The 17,625-nt window shown below is 67.0% G+C and carries 15 protein-coding genes; 12 read left to right on the top strand and 3 right to left on the bottom strand.

Going from position 1 to position 17,625, the window contains the following annotated elements; all coding sequences use genetic code 11:
- The first annotated feature begins 183 nt into the window (after positions 1-183).
- The 8 genes from ssd (at position 184) to ACQE2J_RS15500 (ending at position 5,512) form a co-directional block, all read left to right on the top strand.
- Positions 184-1,191, top strand: coding sequence for a septum site-determining protein Ssd (gene ssd, locus ACQE2J_RS15535; protein ID WP_135537281.1), 1,008 nt, complete (start codon positions 184-186; stop codon positions 1,189-1,191).
- Positions 1,188-2,360 carry a TadA family conjugal transfer-associated ATPase gene (locus tag ACQE2J_RS15530; protein WP_135537280.1) on the top strand — a complete coding sequence of 391 codons (1,173 nt, stop codon included), beginning with the start codon at positions 1,188-1,190 and terminating at the stop codon, positions 2,358-2,360. Before ssd ends, ACQE2J_RS15530 begins: the two co-directional genes overlap by 4 nt.
- Entirely contained in the window at positions 2,357-3,049 is a 693-nt protein-coding gene (locus ACQE2J_RS15525; RefSeq protein ID WP_426936555.1) for a type II secretion system F family protein, read from the top strand. The genes ACQE2J_RS15530 and ACQE2J_RS15525 overlap by 4 nt, the downstream gene beginning before the upstream one ends.
- Entirely contained in the window at positions 3,049-3,657 is a 609-nt protein-coding gene (locus tag ACQE2J_RS15520) for a type II secretion system F family protein (protein WP_240689527.1), read from the top strand. The genes ACQE2J_RS15525 and ACQE2J_RS15520 overlap by 1 nt, the downstream gene beginning before the upstream one ends.
- Before the next feature lie 71 nt (positions 3,658-3,728).
- A complete protein-coding gene (locus ACQE2J_RS15515; protein ID WP_135537278.1) occupies positions 3,729-4,331 on the top strand; it encodes a GNAT family N-acetyltransferase in 603 nt (200 codons plus the stop codon).
- Positions 4,332-4,559: 228 nt separating this feature from the next.
- The gene (locus tag ACQE2J_RS15510) at positions 4,560-4,805 is read left to right on the top strand and encodes a DUF4244 domain-containing protein (protein ID WP_135537277.1); all 246 of its coding nucleotides are present in this window, start codon (positions 4,560-4,562) and stop codon (positions 4,803-4,805) included.
- A gap of 6 nt (positions 4,806-4,811) precedes the next feature.
- Positions 4,812-5,198, top strand: coding sequence for a TadE family type IV pilus minor pilin (locus ACQE2J_RS15505; RefSeq protein ID WP_135537276.1), 387 nt, complete (start codon positions 4,812-4,814; stop codon positions 5,196-5,198).
- Positions 5,195-5,512, top strand: coding sequence for an Rv3654c family TadE-like protein (locus ACQE2J_RS15500; protein WP_135537275.1), 318 nt, complete (start codon positions 5,195-5,197; stop codon positions 5,510-5,512). Before ACQE2J_RS15505 ends, ACQE2J_RS15500 begins: the two co-directional genes overlap by 4 nt.
- 66 nt (positions 5,513-5,578) lie before the next feature.
- Here ACQE2J_RS15500 and ACQE2J_RS15495 read toward each other — a convergent pair whose 3' ends face one another.
- On the bottom strand, positions 5,579-7,855 hold the full coding sequence (locus ACQE2J_RS15495) for a DEAD/DEAH box helicase (protein ID WP_426936554.1): 2,277 nt from the start codon (positions 7,853-7,855) through the stop codon (positions 5,579-5,581).
- Positions 7,856-7,889: 34 nt separating this feature from the next.
- Here ACQE2J_RS15495 and ACQE2J_RS15490 point away from each other — a divergent pair, with 34 nt between their 5' ends.
- The 3 genes from ACQE2J_RS15490 (at position 7,890) to ACQE2J_RS15480 (ending at position 13,572) form a co-directional block, all read left to right on the top strand.
- Positions 7,890-9,491: a DUF7059 domain-containing protein gene (locus ACQE2J_RS15490; RefSeq protein WP_426936553.1), complete on the top strand. Its 1,602-nt coding sequence runs from the start codon at positions 7,890-7,892 to the stop codon at positions 9,489-9,491.
- 151 nt (positions 9,492-9,642) lie between these two features.
- Complete coding sequence (gene topA, locus ACQE2J_RS15485; protein ID WP_426936552.1) at positions 9,643-12,453, top strand: type I DNA topoisomerase; 2,811 nt, start codon at positions 9,643-9,645, stop codon at positions 12,451-12,453.
- 12 nt (positions 12,454-12,465) lie between these two features.
- Complete coding sequence (locus tag ACQE2J_RS15480; protein ID WP_426936551.1) at positions 12,466-13,572, top strand: GNAT family N-acetyltransferase; 1,107 nt, start codon at positions 12,466-12,468, stop codon at positions 13,570-13,572.
- Here the strand turns inward: ACQE2J_RS15480 and ACQE2J_RS15475 are convergent.
- Positions 13,556-14,059, bottom strand: a complete 504-nt coding sequence (locus ACQE2J_RS15475; protein WP_426936550.1) for an N-acetyltransferase family protein — start codon at positions 14,057-14,059, stop codon at positions 13,556-13,558. The genes ACQE2J_RS15480 and ACQE2J_RS15475 overlap by 17 nt on opposite strands.
- Before the next feature lie 25 nt (positions 14,060-14,084).
- Positions 14,085-14,819, bottom strand: coding sequence for a lipoate--protein ligase family protein (locus ACQE2J_RS15470; RefSeq protein ID WP_426937523.1), 735 nt, complete (start codon positions 14,817-14,819; stop codon positions 14,085-14,087).
- Between the two features lie 130 nt (positions 14,820-14,949).
- Between ACQE2J_RS15470 and tmk the strand changes: the two genes are divergently transcribed.
- Positions 14,950-17,625, top strand: coding sequence for a dTMP kinase (gene tmk, locus ACQE2J_RS15465; protein ID WP_426936549.1), 2,676 nt, complete (start codon positions 14,950-14,952; stop codon positions 17,623-17,625).

The following is a 17,625-nucleotide window of genomic DNA, read 5'->3' as shown; positions in this document are numbered from 1 at the left end:
GGGCCCGGCCACGCGTGACCGGCTGCTTGGCGCAGCACGGCTGACCTGGGCGATGAGCCCAGCGGCACCGACAGGGGCGCCTCCTGTGACTCGAACTCACAGGAGGCGCCCCTTCGCCATCCCATCCACAGGAGGTTCTTGCAGCCTGGTCGGTGCCCGCGTGCTGCGGGCAGGCTTCACGCCATGCAGGTAGCCCTCATCACCGACCTCGGCGCGATCACCGAAGAATGCGCCCGCGTCGCCGAAAGCATCGGCATCGCCCTCACCGTTCTGCCACCCGACTCCGGAGGCTGGCAGTCAGCGTCACTGATCCTCCTCGGCGAAGACGTGCGAGAAGCTCCTGCCACCGACCGCGCCGACAAAATCCTCGTCGTCCTCGACGGTGACGAGCCCGGTTCGACCTGGGCGAAGGCGGCCCACCTCGGTGTGGACCAGCTGGCGGTTCTGCCCGCGGCAGCAGAATGGCTGAGCGGGCGGATGATCGCGGCCATCGAGCCTCCCAACGTCCCAGGCACCACGGTCGGCGTCGTCGCCGGCTGCGGGGGAGCCGGTGCCTCCGTGCTCGCCTGCGCCCTGGCCAGAAGAGCCGGGACCGATGTCAGCACCGTCCTCGTCGATGCCGACCCGCTCGGCGGCGGACTCGACCTCGTCCTCGGTGCCGAACAGGTGCCCGGGCCCCGCTGGACCGACCTCAGCGCCTCCCGCGGACAGCTGCGTCCGTCGACGCTGGCCGACGCTCTGCCCCGCCACGAAGGCCTCGCGCTGCTGTCCTGGGGACGTGACGACACCGTCGACCTCGACCCGGACGTCTTCGACGACTTCCTCGCCGCTGCCGGTCAGGCCTTCGACCTCGTCATCGTCGACCTGCCCCGCCACGCCCCACCGCAGTGGACCCGCCGCTGCCACCATGTCCTCCTCGTCTCCCCGGCGCGAGTCCGCTCCGCCGTCGCCTCCTCCCAGGTGGCGAAACGGCTGTCCCACGCCCACCCCGATGTCCGCCTCGTCGTCCGTGAGACCGGGGCCGGCGGCCTCGATGCCGACCTCCTCGCCGACTCGATCGGACTGAACCTGGCCGGAAGCATCCGTGACGACCGAGGACTCTCAGCCGCCGTCGACCGCGGCGAGGGCATCCCCGGCGGCGCCCACCTCGGCCGCCTCGTCGACCGTCTGCTGGGGGAGTGGGTGGAATGAGCGAATGGCTCGATGCCTCCCTCGTCGCCGACGTCCGCAAGACCCTGCTCGACAAGCCCGGACCGGTGACCACGGCCGCCGTCGCCGAGGCGGTCCAACGCACCGGACGGGTGCTCGGTTCTGCCGCTCTGCTCGAACTCGTCACTCGGCTTTCGGCCCAACTGTCCGGTGCCGGGCCCCTGCAGGCCGTGCTCGAGGTGCCCGGCACCACCGACGTCTTCGTCAACGGACCGCGGGAGATCTTCTCCGACACCGGTGACGGGCCCCGCCTGCTCGACCTGTCATTGGGGTCCGAAGACGAAGTGCGATCCCTGGCGGTGCGTCTGGCGGCACTCGGCGGACGCCGCCTCGATGACTCCAGCCCCTATGTCGACGTCCGCCTGCCCGACGGGGTGCGGATGAACGCGATCGTTCCGCCCATCTCCGGCGAGACCACGACGATCTCCTTCCGCGTGCCCAAACGCTCCGGGTTCCCCTTTTCTCAGCTGTGCGCAGAGGGATTCGTCCCCGACGAGGTCAGCCCCCTGCTCACCGAGGCGGTCACAGCACGGGCGAACATCCTCATCTCGGGCGGAACGGGCACGGGGAAGACGGTCCTCCTCGGCGCTCTGCTCTCCCTCGTCGAAGACGTCCAGCGCATCGTCATCGTCGAGGACTCCCGGGAGCTCATCGTCACCCACCCGCATGTCGTTGCGCTCGCCGCCCGGCAGGCCAATGTCGAAGGCGGTGGCGAGGTGACCATGGCCGATCTTGTGCGCAACGCCCTGCGGATGCGACCCGACCGCCTCGTCGTCGGCGAGTGTCGCGGGGCGGAGGTGCGAGACATGCTCACCGCACTCAACACCGGACACGAAGGCGGGTGCGCGACGATCCACGCGAACACCGCCGATGCCGTGCCCAGCCGAGTCGCTGCACTCGGCGCCCTGGCGAAGATGACGCCGGAGGCGGTGTTCTCCCAGTTCTCCACGGCCATCGACCTCGTCATCCACCTGCGCCGGACCGGTTCCCACCGCGGTGTCACGGAACTCGCGATCCCGACCCGCACCGGAAGCACCGGTGTGGTGATGGAACCCGTGTGGGGCCGACCGTCGCCGTCATCGTCGGGGACGGCCAACCGGCGTGCCTTGGCCCGGTTCGAAGCCGTGCTCGAACAGAAGTCCGCGGGATGATCATCCTCACCGCCGTCCTCGTGGCCCTGGGCATCGTCCTGGCCGCGCCCTTGGACGCGGGTGCGCGGCTGCATGAACTGCTCCACCCCGCCGCCGAGACCGAACCGCGACCGACAGCGACCGGAATCCTTCGCCGAGGCGGCCGGGCACCGGATGCGCAGACCGATCGATTGTGGGCTCTCGCGGCCGTGGAGAACTGCGCCCACCTGCTCAAGGTGGGATTGACTCCACAGGCGGTGATCGTGACATTGAGCCGGCAGAACGATGCCTTGGCACCGATTGCGCGGGCGATCGGCCTCGGGGAGGAACCGGGACGTGCCATCGCCGCCCACAGCGCCGACCTTCCCGGCCCCGCCGCCGAGGTGCTCTCCGGCATGGCGGCGGTGTGGACGGTGTCCGAACGCTCCGGAGCACCCGCAGCCGAGATGATTCTGCGCTACGCCGCCGCCCAACGCGACGCTCTCGACGCCGAACGCGAACGCCGGATCGCCATGGCCGGACCGAAGTCGACGGTGCGGGTGCTCAGCTGGCTGCCGCTCATCGGCATCGGCCTGGGTCTGCTCATCGGGGTCAGACCCCTCGAACTCATCACAGGACTGCCGGGACAGCTGAGCATCGGCGCCGGTCTGGCGCTGTATGTCCTCGGCCGGTGGTGGATGCGGACGATGATGCGGCGAGCCCAGAGGTGATGATCATGCTGCCCGTGCTCACCGGAGTCTTCATCGCCCTGGCGGTGCTGCTGTGGGCGGGCTCGACCGACCGCCGCCTGCGCAGCCTCCTCGGTGAGCCGGGAAAGGAACAGGATCCCACCATCACCGAGGCGGCCCCCACCGAACCGGGGGCTGGGCACTCCCGTGCGGGGACTGCTCGTGCCGTCGCCGATGACCAGCTGGCCTTCGATCTCGATCTGGTCGCGATCTGCCTGACCTCGGGCCTGCCGATTCCCGTGGCACTGACGCTCACGGCCGAAGCGACCGGCGACCGGTCGGGTCTGCGGCGGATCGGGCGGGCGATGACGATCGGCGGCCGCAAACTCGCTGACGACGACCGGCTGCTGCCGGTGCTCGAGGTCTTCGAATTCTCCGAACACTCGGGCGTCGGGCCGGCACCGCTCATCGAATCCGTGGCCAAGGAGCTGCGGGCATCGTCACGCCGTCGCCGGCAGGAAGCCGCCGCGGCGCTGGGCGTGCAGCTCGTGCTGCCGTTGGGTGTGTGCATCCTGCCGGCATTCCTGCTGCTGTCCGTCGTCCCCGTCGTCATCTCCCTCCTCTCCGACATCACGACCGTGTTCTTCTGAACGGCCGGATCTTCGGTCGCAGCCGGGGTGGTGAGTTGGTGGCTTTCAGGGTCGACCGATAGGGTCGACGAATGGCACCGGTCACACCTTTCAACCAGCTGTCCAATGTCGAACAGGCGGAAGAATACGCCGAAAATCTCTTCGTCGGTCGCTCCGTGCGACTGCGACCTCTGCGAGAGGACGATCTTCCCTACCTCGAACAATGGTGGTTCGACCCCTCGATCGTCGTGTTGCAGAACCACACGGTTCTCCCACGGCCCGAAGGCGGAGTCTCCGAGCAGTTCTCTCAGTGGAGCGCGAACACCTCGAGCGAGGCGGTCGGCTTCAGCATCGAACTGACGGAGACCGAGGAGTTCGTCGGGCACGTCACCCTCTATGGTCGCAACCCGATCAACCAGTCCGCGACACTCGCCATCGTCCTCGGCCCCGAATTCCACGGCCGCGGCTACGGTTCGGACGCTGTGCGATTGGCTGTCAGCTACGGTTTCCTGCAGCTGGGACTCAACCGCATCGAGCTGCAGACCTGGGCGTTCAACACCCGCGGCATCGCTTCCTATACGAAGGCCGGGTTCGTCGAGGAGGGGCGTCGTCGCGAGGCAGTGTTCTTCAACGGTCGCCGTCATGACGAAGTGATCATGGCCATCCTCAGAGACGACTGGGCCGGAAACACCTGAACCACCCGTGCACCGACCCGGCACCGGTCCCGGTGCGGACCTGCTGGTCGTCACGCCACTTCGGCGCCGATGACTGTGGACGGCCCGGCCACTCGTCCATGATCTCCCTGTGGACGGCGGCACGGTTTCCACAGGGAAGATTTCGACCCTCGACATCGCTGCCTCCTGGCTCCCAGGCTGAAGTTCCGCTCGCAGAGTGCGAACGGGTCTGCTGCCAAGGAGGAGAGCATGAGCACCACATCCCCGCCCCCGGAAACCGACGGCCCGCCCGTCGACCGGATCGACTCGGTCGATGACGATGAGAGCATCGAACAGTTCTGGGAGGCCGACACCGGAGCGACCACCGCCGAGTACGCCATCACCACACTGGCCGCCTGCGGATTCGCGGCGCTGCTCGTCGTGATCCTCAAGTCCGAACCGATCAAGGAACTCGTCACCGGGGTCATCTCCTCGGCACTCGGGCTGGGAGCCTGAGCCGAGATGGCACGCGGACGCTCCCGTCAGCGACACCGGGACCACGAGCGCGATGAGGGAACGGCAACGGCGGAATTCGCTGTCGTCCTCCCCGCCGTCGTGCTCCTGCTCGTTGTGCTCACGGGAGCTGCCGCGATCGGATTCTCCCAGCTGCGCGCCTTCGACGCGGCACGCTCGGCGGCCCGTGAGATCGCCCGGGGCGAACCCCAGGCGGCTGTCATCGCCGAAGCGAAGAAGCACGCCGGCAGCTCGGCGAATGTCGCCGTGCGCGCCGATGGAGGCTATTCGGTCGTCACGGTCACGATTCGCCTGCCTGCCGCGATCTTCTTCCTCGACACGGTCGATGCGAACGCCACCGCCCGATACGAAGGAGATCGGAGCGGGCCGTCATGATGAACATCGTCGTCGGACTCTGCTCGATCGTGCTCGTCCTTGTCACTGCCGTCGGCAGCCTCTCCCAGGCGTTCGCCGCCTACAGCCAGGCACAGAACGCCGCGGACCTGGCGGCGCTGGCCGCTGCAGACGCAGTGCGCGGACTGGCGACCGGCGAACCGTGCGAGATCGCGAAGGAGGTGGCCGAACGCAACGGCGGGTCGTTGAGCGACTGTGTGGCGTCGCTGAGTGAGCAGTCGGCGTATGTCGCTGTCGAAGTCGACATCCCGGGCCCGCTGCCGAAGGTCAGGGAGAAAGCCGTCGCAGGAAGATAGGACCCGGTCGACGGTGGCTGAGGACGACCGAAGCAGCGCCGCCGCCCTGCGGCTCACCGCGGATCCTCAGCGCAGGACGATGCGCAGCAGACGCAGAGCGGCGTCCTTCTCCAAGGGTTCGTTGCCGTTTCCGCACTTCGGCGACTGCACGCATGAGGGACATCCGTCGATGCACTCACACGCGGCGATGGCATCCCTGGTCGCAGCCAGCCAGTCCTCGAAGACCTCGGACCCGCGTTCGGCGAAACCCGCACCGCCGGCCAGCCCGTCGTAGACGAACACCGTGGCCATGCCGGTATCCGCGTGCAGAGCCGTCGAGACCCCGCCGATATCCCACCGGTCGCAGCCGGCGAAGAGCGGCAGCAGCCCGATGGAGGCATGCTCGGCGGCATGAACGGCACCGGGCAGATCCCCGGCTGCGACTTCGGCCTCGTCCAGCGCTGTCTGCGGAACCGTCCACCACACGGCCTTCGTGCGCAGGGTGCGCTCGGGCAGGTCGAGTTCGTGTTCGGCGATGATCGCCCCGCCCCGCTTCGCCCGCATCCGGTAGGCCACGACCTGGTCCTTGACGTCGACGGTGCCGCTGCACACCGCGATCCCCGACGGCAGAACCCGCTGCGCATCGGTGTCGACGATCTCGATCTCCGTCTGCGAACGCGGCTGCGTCGTGTAGTCGACCTCGGCTCGTTCGACCGCGACGATGTGGTCCTCGAGGTCGAGATCGAGCACGATGAAATCGATCCCCTGATGCGTGTACACCGCACCCGGGTGGGCTCCCGTGTGCGCCCCGGACTCATCAACCGTGCCCAACAGGGTGCCCGTGCTCGCCTCCACGAGACGGAACTGACCATCGCCGGATCCACGGATATCGGACAGGTCGGTCGCCGGCTGGTCCTTGGCCCAGAACCATCCGGTCGGACGGGCCCGCAGCAGCTTCTGCTCGACGAGGTCGTCGATGACTTCGGCCGAGTTGTCCGGGAAGTGCACGAGATCGCCCTCCTTCAGCGGCACCTCGGCGGCGGCTGCACACAGATGTCCGGAGAGCACATGCGGGTTGCCCGGATGGATGACCCCGGCGTCGACGGGGGAGTCGAAGATGACTTCGGGGTGGTGGACGACATAGGTGTCGAGCGGATCGTCACGAGCGATGAACACGGCCATCCACCGCTGTCCGGCCCGGCCGGCACGACCGGCCTGCTGCCACAGGGAGGCCAGAGTGCCGGGCCAGCCGGAGATGATGACGAGGTCGAGCCCGGAGATGTCGATGCCGAGCTCCAGGGCATTCGTCGACGCCACTGCCAGCAGCTTCCCCGAACGCAGAGCGGTCTCGAGCATCCGCCGTTCCTCAGCCAGATACCCTCCGCGGTAGGCGGCGATCTTTCCGGTCAGCGACTCATCGACCTCACCGACCTGATCGCGCACGGTCTGGGCGAGTGCCTCGGTGCCGCGGCGGGAGGCGATGAAGGTGAGCGATCGGAAGCCTGCGCACATCGCATCGGTGATGACGTCGGCGGCTTCGACGAGTCCGCTGCGTCTGTCCCCGCCCGGTGAGACGGGCGGCTCCCACAGTGCGAAGGAGCCTGAGGCCCGTGGGGAGGAATCCTCGGTCACGGCGTGCGCGGGCCGCCCGGTGAGCTTGGCGAACGCCGCATCCGGCTGGGCCATCGTCGCCGAAGCCCCGATGACGACGGGCGATGCTCCGAAGTGGGCGGCGATGCGCAGCAGCCGACGGAGGATGAGGCCGACATGGGACCCGAACACGCCGCGGTACCGGTGGGCTTCGTCGATGACGATGAACCGCAGATTCTTGAACATCCGCGCGAATCGTTCGTGCTGGGGCAGGATACCGCGGTGGAGCATATCCGGGTTGGTGAAGATGATGTTCGCATGCCGTCGCGCCCAATCCTTCGACGCCTGGGAGGTGTCCCCGTCGTAGGCGGCGGGCCGCATGCCCCGGATGATGAACCGTTCGAGTTTGGTCAGCTGATCGGCCGCGAGCGCCTTTGTCGGGGCGATGTAGAGCGCCGAGGCGGTGCGCAGCTTGTCTCGGGTGGCTTGGATGGATTCGATCACCGGCAGCCAGAACCCCAAGGACTTCCCCGAGGCGGTCGGGGTGGCGATGACGATGTCGGATCCGCTGCGAGCCGTGTTCGCGGCTTCGAGCTGGTGATGCCAGAGGGCGTCGACGCCGATGGCATGGCAGGCGTGTTTGAGTTCCTCGTCGATCCAGTCGGGCCAGTCGGCATCGTGCTCGAAACGCTGCGGAATGTCGCGGACGTGGACGATGTGCTCATCCCGGGCACCGAAAGCGGTGACGATATCGAGGAGAGCGGAGGAGGCCATGGGTCAATTATGGCGCAGTCGTTAGGATTCTTCTGTGACTGATCTTCCGTTGACCCGCCTGAGCGAGACCCTCTACCGTGCCGGCTACACCGAGCCGCGGCTGCGGCAGCTCTGGGGTGCCGCGACTTCGGAGGCTCTCGTTCGCAACAACGCCGCTCCGGCCATTCACCGCTGCACTCAGGTTCTCGTCGATGACTCGGCCACCGAATTCGACCGTGGCCTGGCGAATCTGGCCCTGCTGTTCCACTTCCACCGCAGAGTCGATCTCTCAGCGGTCCGCGCCGTGTTGGGTGAGGATGTCGACACCGCCGCCGAGGCGGGGCTGATCGAGATCACCGATGATGAGGTCAGCGCACCGTTCGCCCTCACTCCCTATGACCTTCCGGTGGGAGTTCCACGCGGTTTCCGCACAGGGGATGAGAACCTCTATCTCGTCGCCGATCACGGCACCCTGACCACGCCGGAGGCTCTCGACGGGGAGTTCGTCCTCGGACTCGGCGGGGCCGGACGCACGCTCGTGTCCATCACCCCACGCGACCGGGTCGAACTGGCCGCAGACATCGGCACCGGCTGCGGCATCCAAGCCCTGCTGCTGGCTCGCCACAGCACACGGGTCATCGCCACCGACACCTCTCACCGCGCCCTGCACCTGGCAGCGCTTTCGGCTGAGCTCAACGGTGTCGACACCATCGAATTCCGGCACGGATCTCTGCTCGAACCGGTCGACGAACCCGTGGACCTGCTTGTGTCGAACCCGCCGTTCGTCATCACCCCACGCAGCACGGACACGACCTTCGAATACCGGGACGGCGGAATGACCGGAGACGCTCTCGTGCGTACGCTGTTCTCCCAGATCCCTGCGGCACTGAACCCGGGCGGACGCAGCGTCTGCCTCGGCAACTGGGAGACCTCCTCGGCGAATGCGGATGGACCGGAGACCTGGGTCAGCGAAGACGACACCTCGGTTCTCGTCATCGAACGCGAAGCCCTCGACCCCATCGCCTACGCGGAGACCTGGATCCGCGACGGCGGGATCCCGCGCGCCAGCGCCGCATGGAACACCGCGGTCGCCGCCTGGCTCGCCGACTTCGCCACGAGAGCTGTGGACGAGATCGTCTTCGGGTACGTGCTCATGACACGGGCCGATAACGATGTGCCAACGATCGGCTCCGGGACGTTCAAGACCCGGGTGAGGACCACCTCGGCGCCGGCGAACAATCCGCACGGACTCGCCGAATTCCTCACCACGATCGTCGCGATCCGGTCCTGGCTGGCGTCGGTCGGGCCCGAGGAGATCGCCGCGACTGCGTTCACACGGTCACCGGACCTTGTCGAACACCGCCATTTCGTGCCCGGCGAATCAGAACCGAGCTCGATCACCCTGGAGCAGGGCATCGGCTTCGGGCAGGAGTTCGACCTCGACACGGCGCTGGCGGGATTCGTCTCCGTCGCCGATGGATCACTGACTCTGCGGCAGACGGCCAGCGCGCTTGCGCAGCTGCTCGACGTCGATGCGACGGCACTCGAAGATCAGCTCATCGCCCAGGTCAGAGCCCTGTCTGCAGCGGGTGTGCTGCTGCCGGACATCGACTCGACCGAGGGTTCGGCGATCCGGGACGGCGGGGGAAGGGGATAGGATCGTAAACCGTTGACGCCTTGTCCCGGTGAAGTCCGGGCAGGGTCAGGGCCGAACCAGCCGATGACGATCAGGGCCATTCAACAGTGTTACATTGGGCCGGATCGTCCGTTGCAGCGAGCAGCAGATGCCGTGAGAGGAATGTGAAAGCGTGACCACAACCGAGAAGAAGCCCCGTCGCCTCGTCATCGTCGAGTCTCCGACGAAGGCGCGAACGATTGTGGGATACCTCGGCGACGGTTATGACGTCGAGGCGTCGGTCGGGCACATCCGCGACCTGCCCACCCCCTCGGAACTGCCCGCCGATATGAAGAAGGGGCCCTACGGCAAGTTCGCCGTCGACGTCGACAACGGCTTCGACCCCTACTATCGGGTCGACCCGGGCAAGAAGAAGAAGGTCACCGAGCTCAAACGCCTGCTCAAGGATGCCGACGAACTCTATCTCGCAACGGATGAGGACCGCGAGGGAGAGGCCATCGCCTGGCATCTGCTCGAGGTGCTCAAACCGAAGATCCCCGTCAAACGCATGGTCTTTCACGAGATCACCCCTGAGGCGATCGAACGCGCTCTGGAGAACACCCGCGACATCGACACCTCGCTCGTCGACGCACAGGAGACCCGTCGGATCCTCGACCGTCTCTACGGCTACGAGGTCTCACCCGTGCTGTGGCGCAAGATCCGAGCCGGCCTGTCGGCCGGACGTGTCCAGTCCGTGGCCACCCGGCTCGTCGTCGAACGCGAACGCGAACGCATGGCCTTCGTGCCCGCCGACTACTGGGACCTCGACATCGACCTCGGGCTGCCCGACGGAACAAACCCGTTCGCCGCGAACCTCACCACCCTCGACGGGGCCCGTGTGGCCTCGGGACGTGACTTCAACGACAAGGGTCAGCTGAAGAACACCTCGGCGACGGTCGTCGACCAGGCCCGGGCGGAAGCTCTGGCCACCGAACTCAACAGCAGTGCGAAGAACGCTCTGACGGTGTCCGCGGTGGAATCGAAGCCGTACTCCCGCCGTCCCGCCGCCCCGTTCACGACCTCGACGCTGCAGCAGGAAGCCGGCCGCAAGCTGCGCATGAGCGCCCGCCAGGCCATGCGCACCGCTCAGTCGCTGTACGAGCACGGCTACATCACCTATATGCGTACCGACTCCTCGTCGCTCTCGGGCCAGGCCATCGCCGCAGCCCGGAAACAGGTGACCGAGCTCTACGGTCCCGAGTTCGTGCCGCAGTCACCGCGTCAGTACGCCAGCAAGCAGAAGTCGGCGCAGGAGGCCCACGAGGCGATCCGTCCCGCCGGTGACTCCTTCCGCACCCCGGCGCAGGTGTCCAAACAGCTCAACGGCGATGAGTTCCGTCTCTACGACCTCATCTGGAAGCGCACCGTGGCCAGCCAGATGGCCGATGCGAAGGGCAAGACCGCGACGATCAAGGTCAGTGCCGCGCTCGCAGACGGCCACGAGGCCGGATTCAGCGCCAGCGGCACCGTCATCACCTTCCGCGGCTTCCTCGCCGCCTACGAAGAGGGGCAGGACGCCTCCCGCTACGACACGAAGTCCGGCGAATCCCGCCTGCCGCAGGTCGAAGAGGGCCAGGCGCTGTCGGTCGTCAAGGCCGAAGCCGACGGACACACGACCGCTCCGCCGCCGCGCTTCACGGAGGCGAGCCTGGTCAAACAGCTCGAGGAGCTCGGCATCGGCCGTCCCTCGACCTATGCGGCGACGATCTCAGTCATCCAGGACCGCGGCTATGTGACCACTCGCGGCAATGCGCTCGTGCCCAGCTGGTTGGCGTTCTCCGTCGTCCGCCTGCTCGAGGAGCACTTCACCGGACTCGTCGACTACGCGTTCACCGCCGACCTCGAATCCGAACTCGACCGGATCGCGATGGGCGAAGAGGACCGCAACGACTGGCTGGCCGGGTTCTACTTCGGCGGCAAGACCCAGGACCGTGAAGGGCTCAAGACGATCGTCGACGACCTCGGCGATATCGACGCCCGTGAGGTCAACACCGTGGCCATCAGCGAGGGTGTGAACCTGCGTGTCGGCCGGTACGGTCCCTACCTCGAGGTCACCTCGGAGAAGGAAGGCGAGGACCCGAAGCGGGTCTCCGTCCCCGATGATCTGGCACCCGATGAGCTGACGGCGGCGAAAGCGGCCGAGCTCATCGAGACTCAGGGCGGCGAAGACCGCGAACTCGGAGTCGACCCGGAGACCGGGCACACCATCGTGGCGAAGAACGGTCGCTTCGGCCCCTATGTCTCCGAGGTGCTTCCCGAGCCGGAGGAGAAGCCCAAGCGCGGAGCGAAGAAACCCAAGCCGCGCACCGGTTCGCTGTTCAAGTCGATGAACCTCGACACCATCGATCTGGACACCGCGCTCAAGCTGCTCAGCCTGCCGCGTGTGGTCGGTCAGGACGAAGAGGGCACGGACATCACCGCGCAGAACGGCCGCTATGGACCGTACCTGAAGAAGGGCACGGACTCTCGGTCGCTGACGGACGAAGAGCAGATCTTCAACATCACCCTCGAAGAGGCGCTGAAGATCTACTCCGAACCCAAGCAGCGCGGTGGCCGTCGTGCCGCGGCTCCGCTGAAAGAACTCGGCGAGGATCCGATCTCGAAGAAGCCGGTCGTCGTCAAGGACGGTCGCTTCGGGCCCTATGTCACCGACGGTGAGTTCAACGCGACTCTGCGCAAAGACGACTCCGTCGAGTCGATGACTCTCGACAGAGCAGCGACTCTGCTGGCCGAGAAGAGGGCGAAGGGCCCGGCGAAGAAGAAGGCACCGGCGAAGAAGTCGACGGCGAAGAAGGCACCTGCCAAGAAGTCGACCGCGGCCAAGACCACGGCGGCGAAGAAGACGACGAGCACGACGAAGAAGACCACGGCCGCCAAATCGACCACGGCGAAGAAGACCACGGCCGCGAAGACGACGAGCACGACGAAGCCGAAGACTCCCTGAGGCTGAGCCTCCATGCCAGATGCCCTCTCGGTCTCCATCAGCCTCAACGACCCGGCCGATGACGACGCGTTCGCGCGATGGCATGCGGTGTACTCGGCGGCACGCCGTCATGATCGCGGTCCTGAGGCTCCGGTGTGGTCCCAGGCAGAGCTGGGGGCCCAGCTGCGAGTGGAGCGGAGCTCGTCGAGGACCGAACTCTATCTTGCACACCGACCGGCCGAGGAACGTCGCCCGATCGGTGCGATCGCGCTGACGGTTCCGCTCCGCGACAACCGCCACCGCGTCGATGTCGAGCTCTACGTCGATCCCGAATCCCGGCGCCGAGGTGTCGGTTCCGCCATGCTTGAATTCGTTCGGACCCGAACACGGGAACTGGGCCGCAGGGTGATCGCCTCGGAGGTCTTCCGACCCTACGAGGGTGCGGGCCGCACCTTCGTGGATGCGGACCGCGCCGCCGAGCCTGCCGATCTCAGCACCGGGGACTCACGGACGGCAGCGCCGGTTCCGGGAATCGCCTTCGCCGAGCACCACACGTTCGCCTTCGCCATCGGAGACCTGCGCAGCGAATGTCCTCTGCCTCTGGAGCCCACGCTCATTCGCGCGATCGCCGAGGAAGCACAACCCTTCCACGAGGACTTCGAGCTTCGCTCCTGGAGCGGAGATGTGCCGGAGGAGTTCGTGGCTCAATGGGCCCAGATGGAAGGGCTCATCGAAACCGAAGCGCCGACGGGGGAGCGCGAGATCGAACCCTCGGCGACCTCGGCCGCCGATATCCGCGAGCAGGAGGCCATCCTCGCGGCCCAAGGGCGCACGAGCTTCGCCGCGATCGCTCTCGACCCCTCTGGTGACATCGCCGCCTACACCCAGCTGGTCCACTCTTCGGCCGAGTCCATGGTCTACCAGTGGGGCACTCTCGTCCGGGCCGAGCACCGGGGCCATCGGCTCGGTGCTGCGGTGAAGGCCGCCGCCGCAGGCGAGTTCGCCCGATCGGAGTTGGCGGCGCGGGCGATCATCACCTACAACGCCGAAGAGAACGAGCACATGCTGGCGATCAACCGGCGGCTGGGCTTCCGCCCTATCGAGCGGCTCGAAGAGATCGAACTCAACCTCGACGCATGAGGTCGGCCTCGGCGAACGCTGTGAGCGCCACTCCATCGAGCCGGTAGGTCTCCCATTCGTCCTGAGCCTTCGCACCCAAAGACTCATAGAACCCGATCGATGGTGTGTTCCACTTGAGCACGCACCACTCGAGCCTGGCCAGCCCCCGCTCCTGACAGATCTGAGCCAGACGCCCCAGCAGCGCCTTCCCGGCACCGATTCCTCGGTGCTCAGGCGAGACATAGAGATCTTCGAGCCAGATCCCGTTCCTGCCCGTCCAGGTGGAGAACGAGTGGAACCAGATGGCGATGCCGATGACCTCCCCGTCGACCTCGGCCACGAGACCGTAGGTGTTCGGGTGACCGTCGGTGGGGAACATCACCGCGGCGAAGTCCGCCTCGGTGGCCTCGACGGCATCCGGTTCCTTCTCGTACACGGCCAGGTCATGGACGAGACGGAGGATGTCGGACAGATCATCCTCTCCGGCCTCACGGATCGTCAGGGACATTCTTCCTCCCGGTGGTGGATGTGGTTCACAGCAGGTGCTTGCCGACATAGTCCGGCAGCGCTGTCAGTTCTTCAGGCGTCGGTGATTCGGGCGTATGCGCATCGGCGTGAGCATAGTACGAAGCGAACGCCTCGGCGACGGCATCGACCGTCACCTCGGGATGGATCTCACTGATCGACCCACCCGTTGTTGGGTCCCAGTCGATGCCGAGGGCGGCTTCGACATCGGTGAGGACGGCACGGATCGGGTCCGGGTCCTCGACGACGACGGAGGAGGAGAACAGCCATGCTCCCGACACCACTCGCTGGGCGGTCCCGATGGCCTTGATCCGTTCGGCGACATTCACGCTGTGCTCACCGGGGCAGTATTCGCCGGGGATCTCGCCGAGGCGGGCGTCGACTCCGATGCCGCGCAGAACCTCGACGTAATCGAGACCGAAACCGGTGAACCGGGCGTTCGTGTTCGTGATGAAGGAATCGCTCGGTTCGATGTGATCGGTGACCAGCGATCCCGGATGATAGGCCGCCGCCCGGCCGCCGAGGCTGCGCAGCACGGGCGTGAAACCGTGGTCACGGGCCGCCTCGATCGCGGTGGTGAAGCCGGGCAGGAAGCGGTCGCGGGCACCGAAGGCCACGGTCGGTTGAGGGCGGTACATCCGCAGCGTTGCCCCGCGACGACCGGCCTTGACCGAGTCGAGGAGGACACGGGCGAAAGCGAGCTCGGCAACGGGCCCCAACCCCTCAGTCGCCACCGTGGTCATGGCCGGAATGTCTGTGTGCACGTGAACAAGAGTAGAGGATCGGTCGACCCCGGCGCGGTTCGGGTTGTCGGAGATCGCATCGGGTTCCAAGAGATATGTCAGTCGAGACCGATAGTCTAGAGCTGTGAGCATGTTGACGACTACAGGACACCGACTGCCCGGAGCACCCGGCCGGCTGGTCACCGAGACCGCCGCCTGGGGAGCACTGATCGTACTTGTCGCGATCAGCTATGTGGTGGCAGGGACCAGCGGACTTCTCGCCACGGTGGGCGGACGCGCCTTCACTGCGATGGGCGAATCCATCAGCGCCGGAGGCTTCGACAATCGGATGGGCACCCTGTCGCTGCTCATCGTCTTCGCGCTCTCATGCGCGGGTCTCTTCATTCCCGCGAAGGTCTTCGCCACCCGGTCACCGGCGGTGCGCAAGACCGCGCTGAGCATCGCCGCCGTCGTCGAGGCCGCCGTGCTCATCGTCCTCAGCTTGGCCCCCAGCGCCTGGCTGACCTGGGTCGCCGCCCTGTTCCTCGGGGCCGTGGTGGGTCTGCTCATGAGCATCAACCCGTTCACGAACGAGAAGCCGTGGCGTCGTGTCGGGATCCCCGCCGCGGTCCTCGTCTTCGTCTCCTGTGCCTTTCAGATCCTCGGTGGATCCACCGCCGGAACCCAAGCGCTCGGATGGACATCGCTGCTCGTCGGCATCGGCATGGCCGCCGGTTTCGTCATCATCTTCCTCACCCCCGAACGCGTCCTGCACGCGGAGACCGCGACCACCGGTTCGTTCCCGGAACTCAAAGCTCGCGTGGTCCGTCCCGCCGAGGCGATCGCCAACCCCTGGGTGTGCATCGGACTCTTCGCCGTGCTCGGCGCCACCTTCATGCTCGCGCAGCCGACGGCGATCAGTCACGGGTACGGGCAGGCCGGTTTCGCACTCATCATCGCCTGCTGCCTCGTCGGCTGGGCGATCGGCTTCGAGATGGGACCGACCTTCGCCCCCGGAATGTCCCGGCCCCGTGTGTCCACCTTCGCCCTGCTCGTCTCCGGTGTGCTGCTGCTGGCGACCGGAGCCATCAACGAGCTCTCCGGCAAGGTCGTGCTCTCTGCAGCGATCGCATTCCTCGTCGGCATCGGCGTGCGCGCCCAACCCTACGATTTCTCTCGCCGCTACGGTGCCGTTGCCGGTGCCGGTCTGGCCCTGGTCATCAACGCCTTCGACCTCGGCGGCACGGTCGAGGTCGGGTCGAGCCCAGACTGGGTGCTCGCGCCCAGTGACGTGGCGTTCCTCGTCTTCGGCATCGCCGCCCTCGTCGCCGGAATCATCGGCCTGTTCATCTTCGACCCGCACAAACTGCAGGGTCTGTCCGTCGACATCGTCCACGGGTTCCGCCCACCGAATCAGGCGGAAGCCTCTGCCGGCGGGCTCGGGAATTCGACTCAGCGCCTCGGCGCCGGTTTCTTCATCGCTGTCGAAGGCGGCGACGGGGCCGGGAAGACCACGCAGATCAAACGGATCTCCCGTGCCCTGGCCGACGACGGCTATCACGTCGAATCCACCCGGGAACCCGGCGGCACCGAGCTGGGCACGAAGATCCGCTCCGTCCTCTTCGACGCTGACCCGCCGAGCCCCCGCACCGAGGCGCTGCTCTTCGCCGCCGACCGCGCCCACCACGTCGCGTCGCTGGTCGACCCCAGCCTGGATGAGGGCGCCATCGTCATCACCGACCGCTACATCGATTCGACGATCGCCTATCAGGCCGCCGGCCGCAGCTTCGACGAGAAGACGATCCAGGCGCTGAGCCGTTGGGCGACCCAGGGACTCGTCCCGCACCTGACGATCGTGCTCGACATCGATCCCGAGAGCGCCGCCGAGCGGATGGGGCAGCGCGGGGAGAGCAACTACCTCGACGAGGAGAACCAGCAGTTCCACCAGCGTGTGCGCCAGACCTACCTGTCCCGGGCACGCAGGGAACCGGACCGCTATGTCGTCCTCGACGCCTCGGTCAGTGCCGATGAGCTCACCGCGCAGATGCTCGCCGCCGTCCGGGCGCGGCTTCCGCAGGCTCTGCTCTCTCGTGATGGCACCAGCACCGAGGCGGTCGCTGCCTCCCCGGAGACCAGCGACGACAACGACGCCACCGACACCGGAGCCGATGACGCCCCCTCCGAGATCGCAGAAGACTCCTCTGCCGGTGACGCCGACCGACATGAGCGCGGACCGCGCTTCGTCCCGGTGGCCGACGACCGGTTCATCCCGAGCGCGATCAGCGACGCGGAAGTGGAGACGTCCGGATCCGTTCCCACCGAACGGGTCGACCTCGGGGCCGACCTGCGCGTCGGCCCGGCCGCCTCGGCGAGCGATCAGAACTTCGCCGCGACCCCGGTGAGGCAATCCGAACCTTCGACATCGGATGACCGAGCGGACGACGCCGACTCGGACGATGCAGGTGCAGACGACGATTCTGATTCCACTGACTTCAGCGAAGATCCAGCCAACGACGAAGACGCAGAGACCCGAGTCGTCAGCCAGGTGACTGCGGAGGACGCTGAAACCCGCGTCGTCAGCCAAGTGACCCCTGAGGACGCTGAAACCCGCGTCGTCGAACAAGCCGATCCCATCGCCGAAGGGGAACCCGACGAGGGAGCCCCCGCTGGCGATGCAGAGACGACGGTGCTGCCGGCACGCAGCGCTCGCGAGATGAGCCGTGAACGTCTGCAGGCCCAGGCCGAGATCGAAAGGCAGGCTCGAGAGCGGCTGCGCAGGCAGCGCGAACGCAACAACCGTCGCTTCAACGACCCGGAGGGATCCTGA

The organism is Brevibacterium sp. LE-L (assembly GCF_050214925.1).
In the GTDB taxonomy this organism is placed as follows: Bacteria; Actinomycetota; Actinomycetes; order Actinomycetales; family Brevibacteriaceae; genus Brevibacterium.
Note: the sequence above shows the minus strand (reverse complement) of the source record. Positions and strands in the feature narration are given on the sequence as shown.

Coding starts and splice junctions, on each gene's coding strand:
- ACQE2J_RS15470 (WP_426937523.1), bottom strand. CDS start 14,819: ATGACCACGGTGGCGACTGAGGGGTTGGGGCCCGTTGCCGAGCTCGCT.
- ssd (WP_135537281.1), top strand. CDS start 184: ATGCAGGTAGCCCTCATCACCGACCTCGGCGCGATCACCGAAGAATGC.
- ACQE2J_RS15530 (WP_135537280.1), top strand. CDS start 1,188: ATGAGCGAATGGCTCGATGCCTCCCTCGTCGCCGACGTCCGCAAGACC.
- ACQE2J_RS15525 (WP_426936555.1), top strand. CDS start 2,357: ATGATCATCCTCACCGCCGTCCTCGTGGCCCTGGGCATCGTCCTGGCC.
- ACQE2J_RS15515 (WP_135537278.1), top strand. CDS start 3,729: ATGGCACCGGTCACACCTTTCAACCAGCTGTCCAATGTCGAACAGGCG.
- ACQE2J_RS15495 (WP_426936554.1), bottom strand. CDS start 7,855: ATGGCCTCCTCCGCTCTCCTCGATATCGTCACCGCTTTCGGTGCCCGG.
- tmk (WP_426936549.1), top strand. CDS start 14,950: ATGTTGACGACTACAGGACACCGACTGCCCGGAGCACCCGGCCGGCTG.
- ACQE2J_RS15500 (WP_135537275.1), top strand. CDS start 5,195: ATGATGAACATCGTCGTCGGACTCTGCTCGATCGTGCTCGTCCTTGTC.
- ACQE2J_RS15475 (WP_426936550.1), bottom strand. CDS start 14,059: ATGTCCCTGACGATCCGTGAGGCCGGAGAGGATGATCTGTCCGACATC.
- ACQE2J_RS15480 (WP_426936551.1), top strand. CDS start 12,466: ATGCCAGATGCCCTCTCGGTCTCCATCAGCCTCAACGACCCGGCCGAT.
- ACQE2J_RS15520 (WP_240689527.1), top strand. CDS start 3,049: ATGATCATGCTGCCCGTGCTCACCGGAGTCTTCATCGCCCTGGCGGTG.
- ACQE2J_RS15510 (WP_135537277.1), top strand. CDS start 4,560: ATGAGCACCACATCCCCGCCCCCGGAAACCGACGGCCCGCCCGTCGAC.
- ACQE2J_RS15505 (WP_135537276.1), top strand. CDS start 4,812: ATGGCACGCGGACGCTCCCGTCAGCGACACCGGGACCACGAGCGCGAT.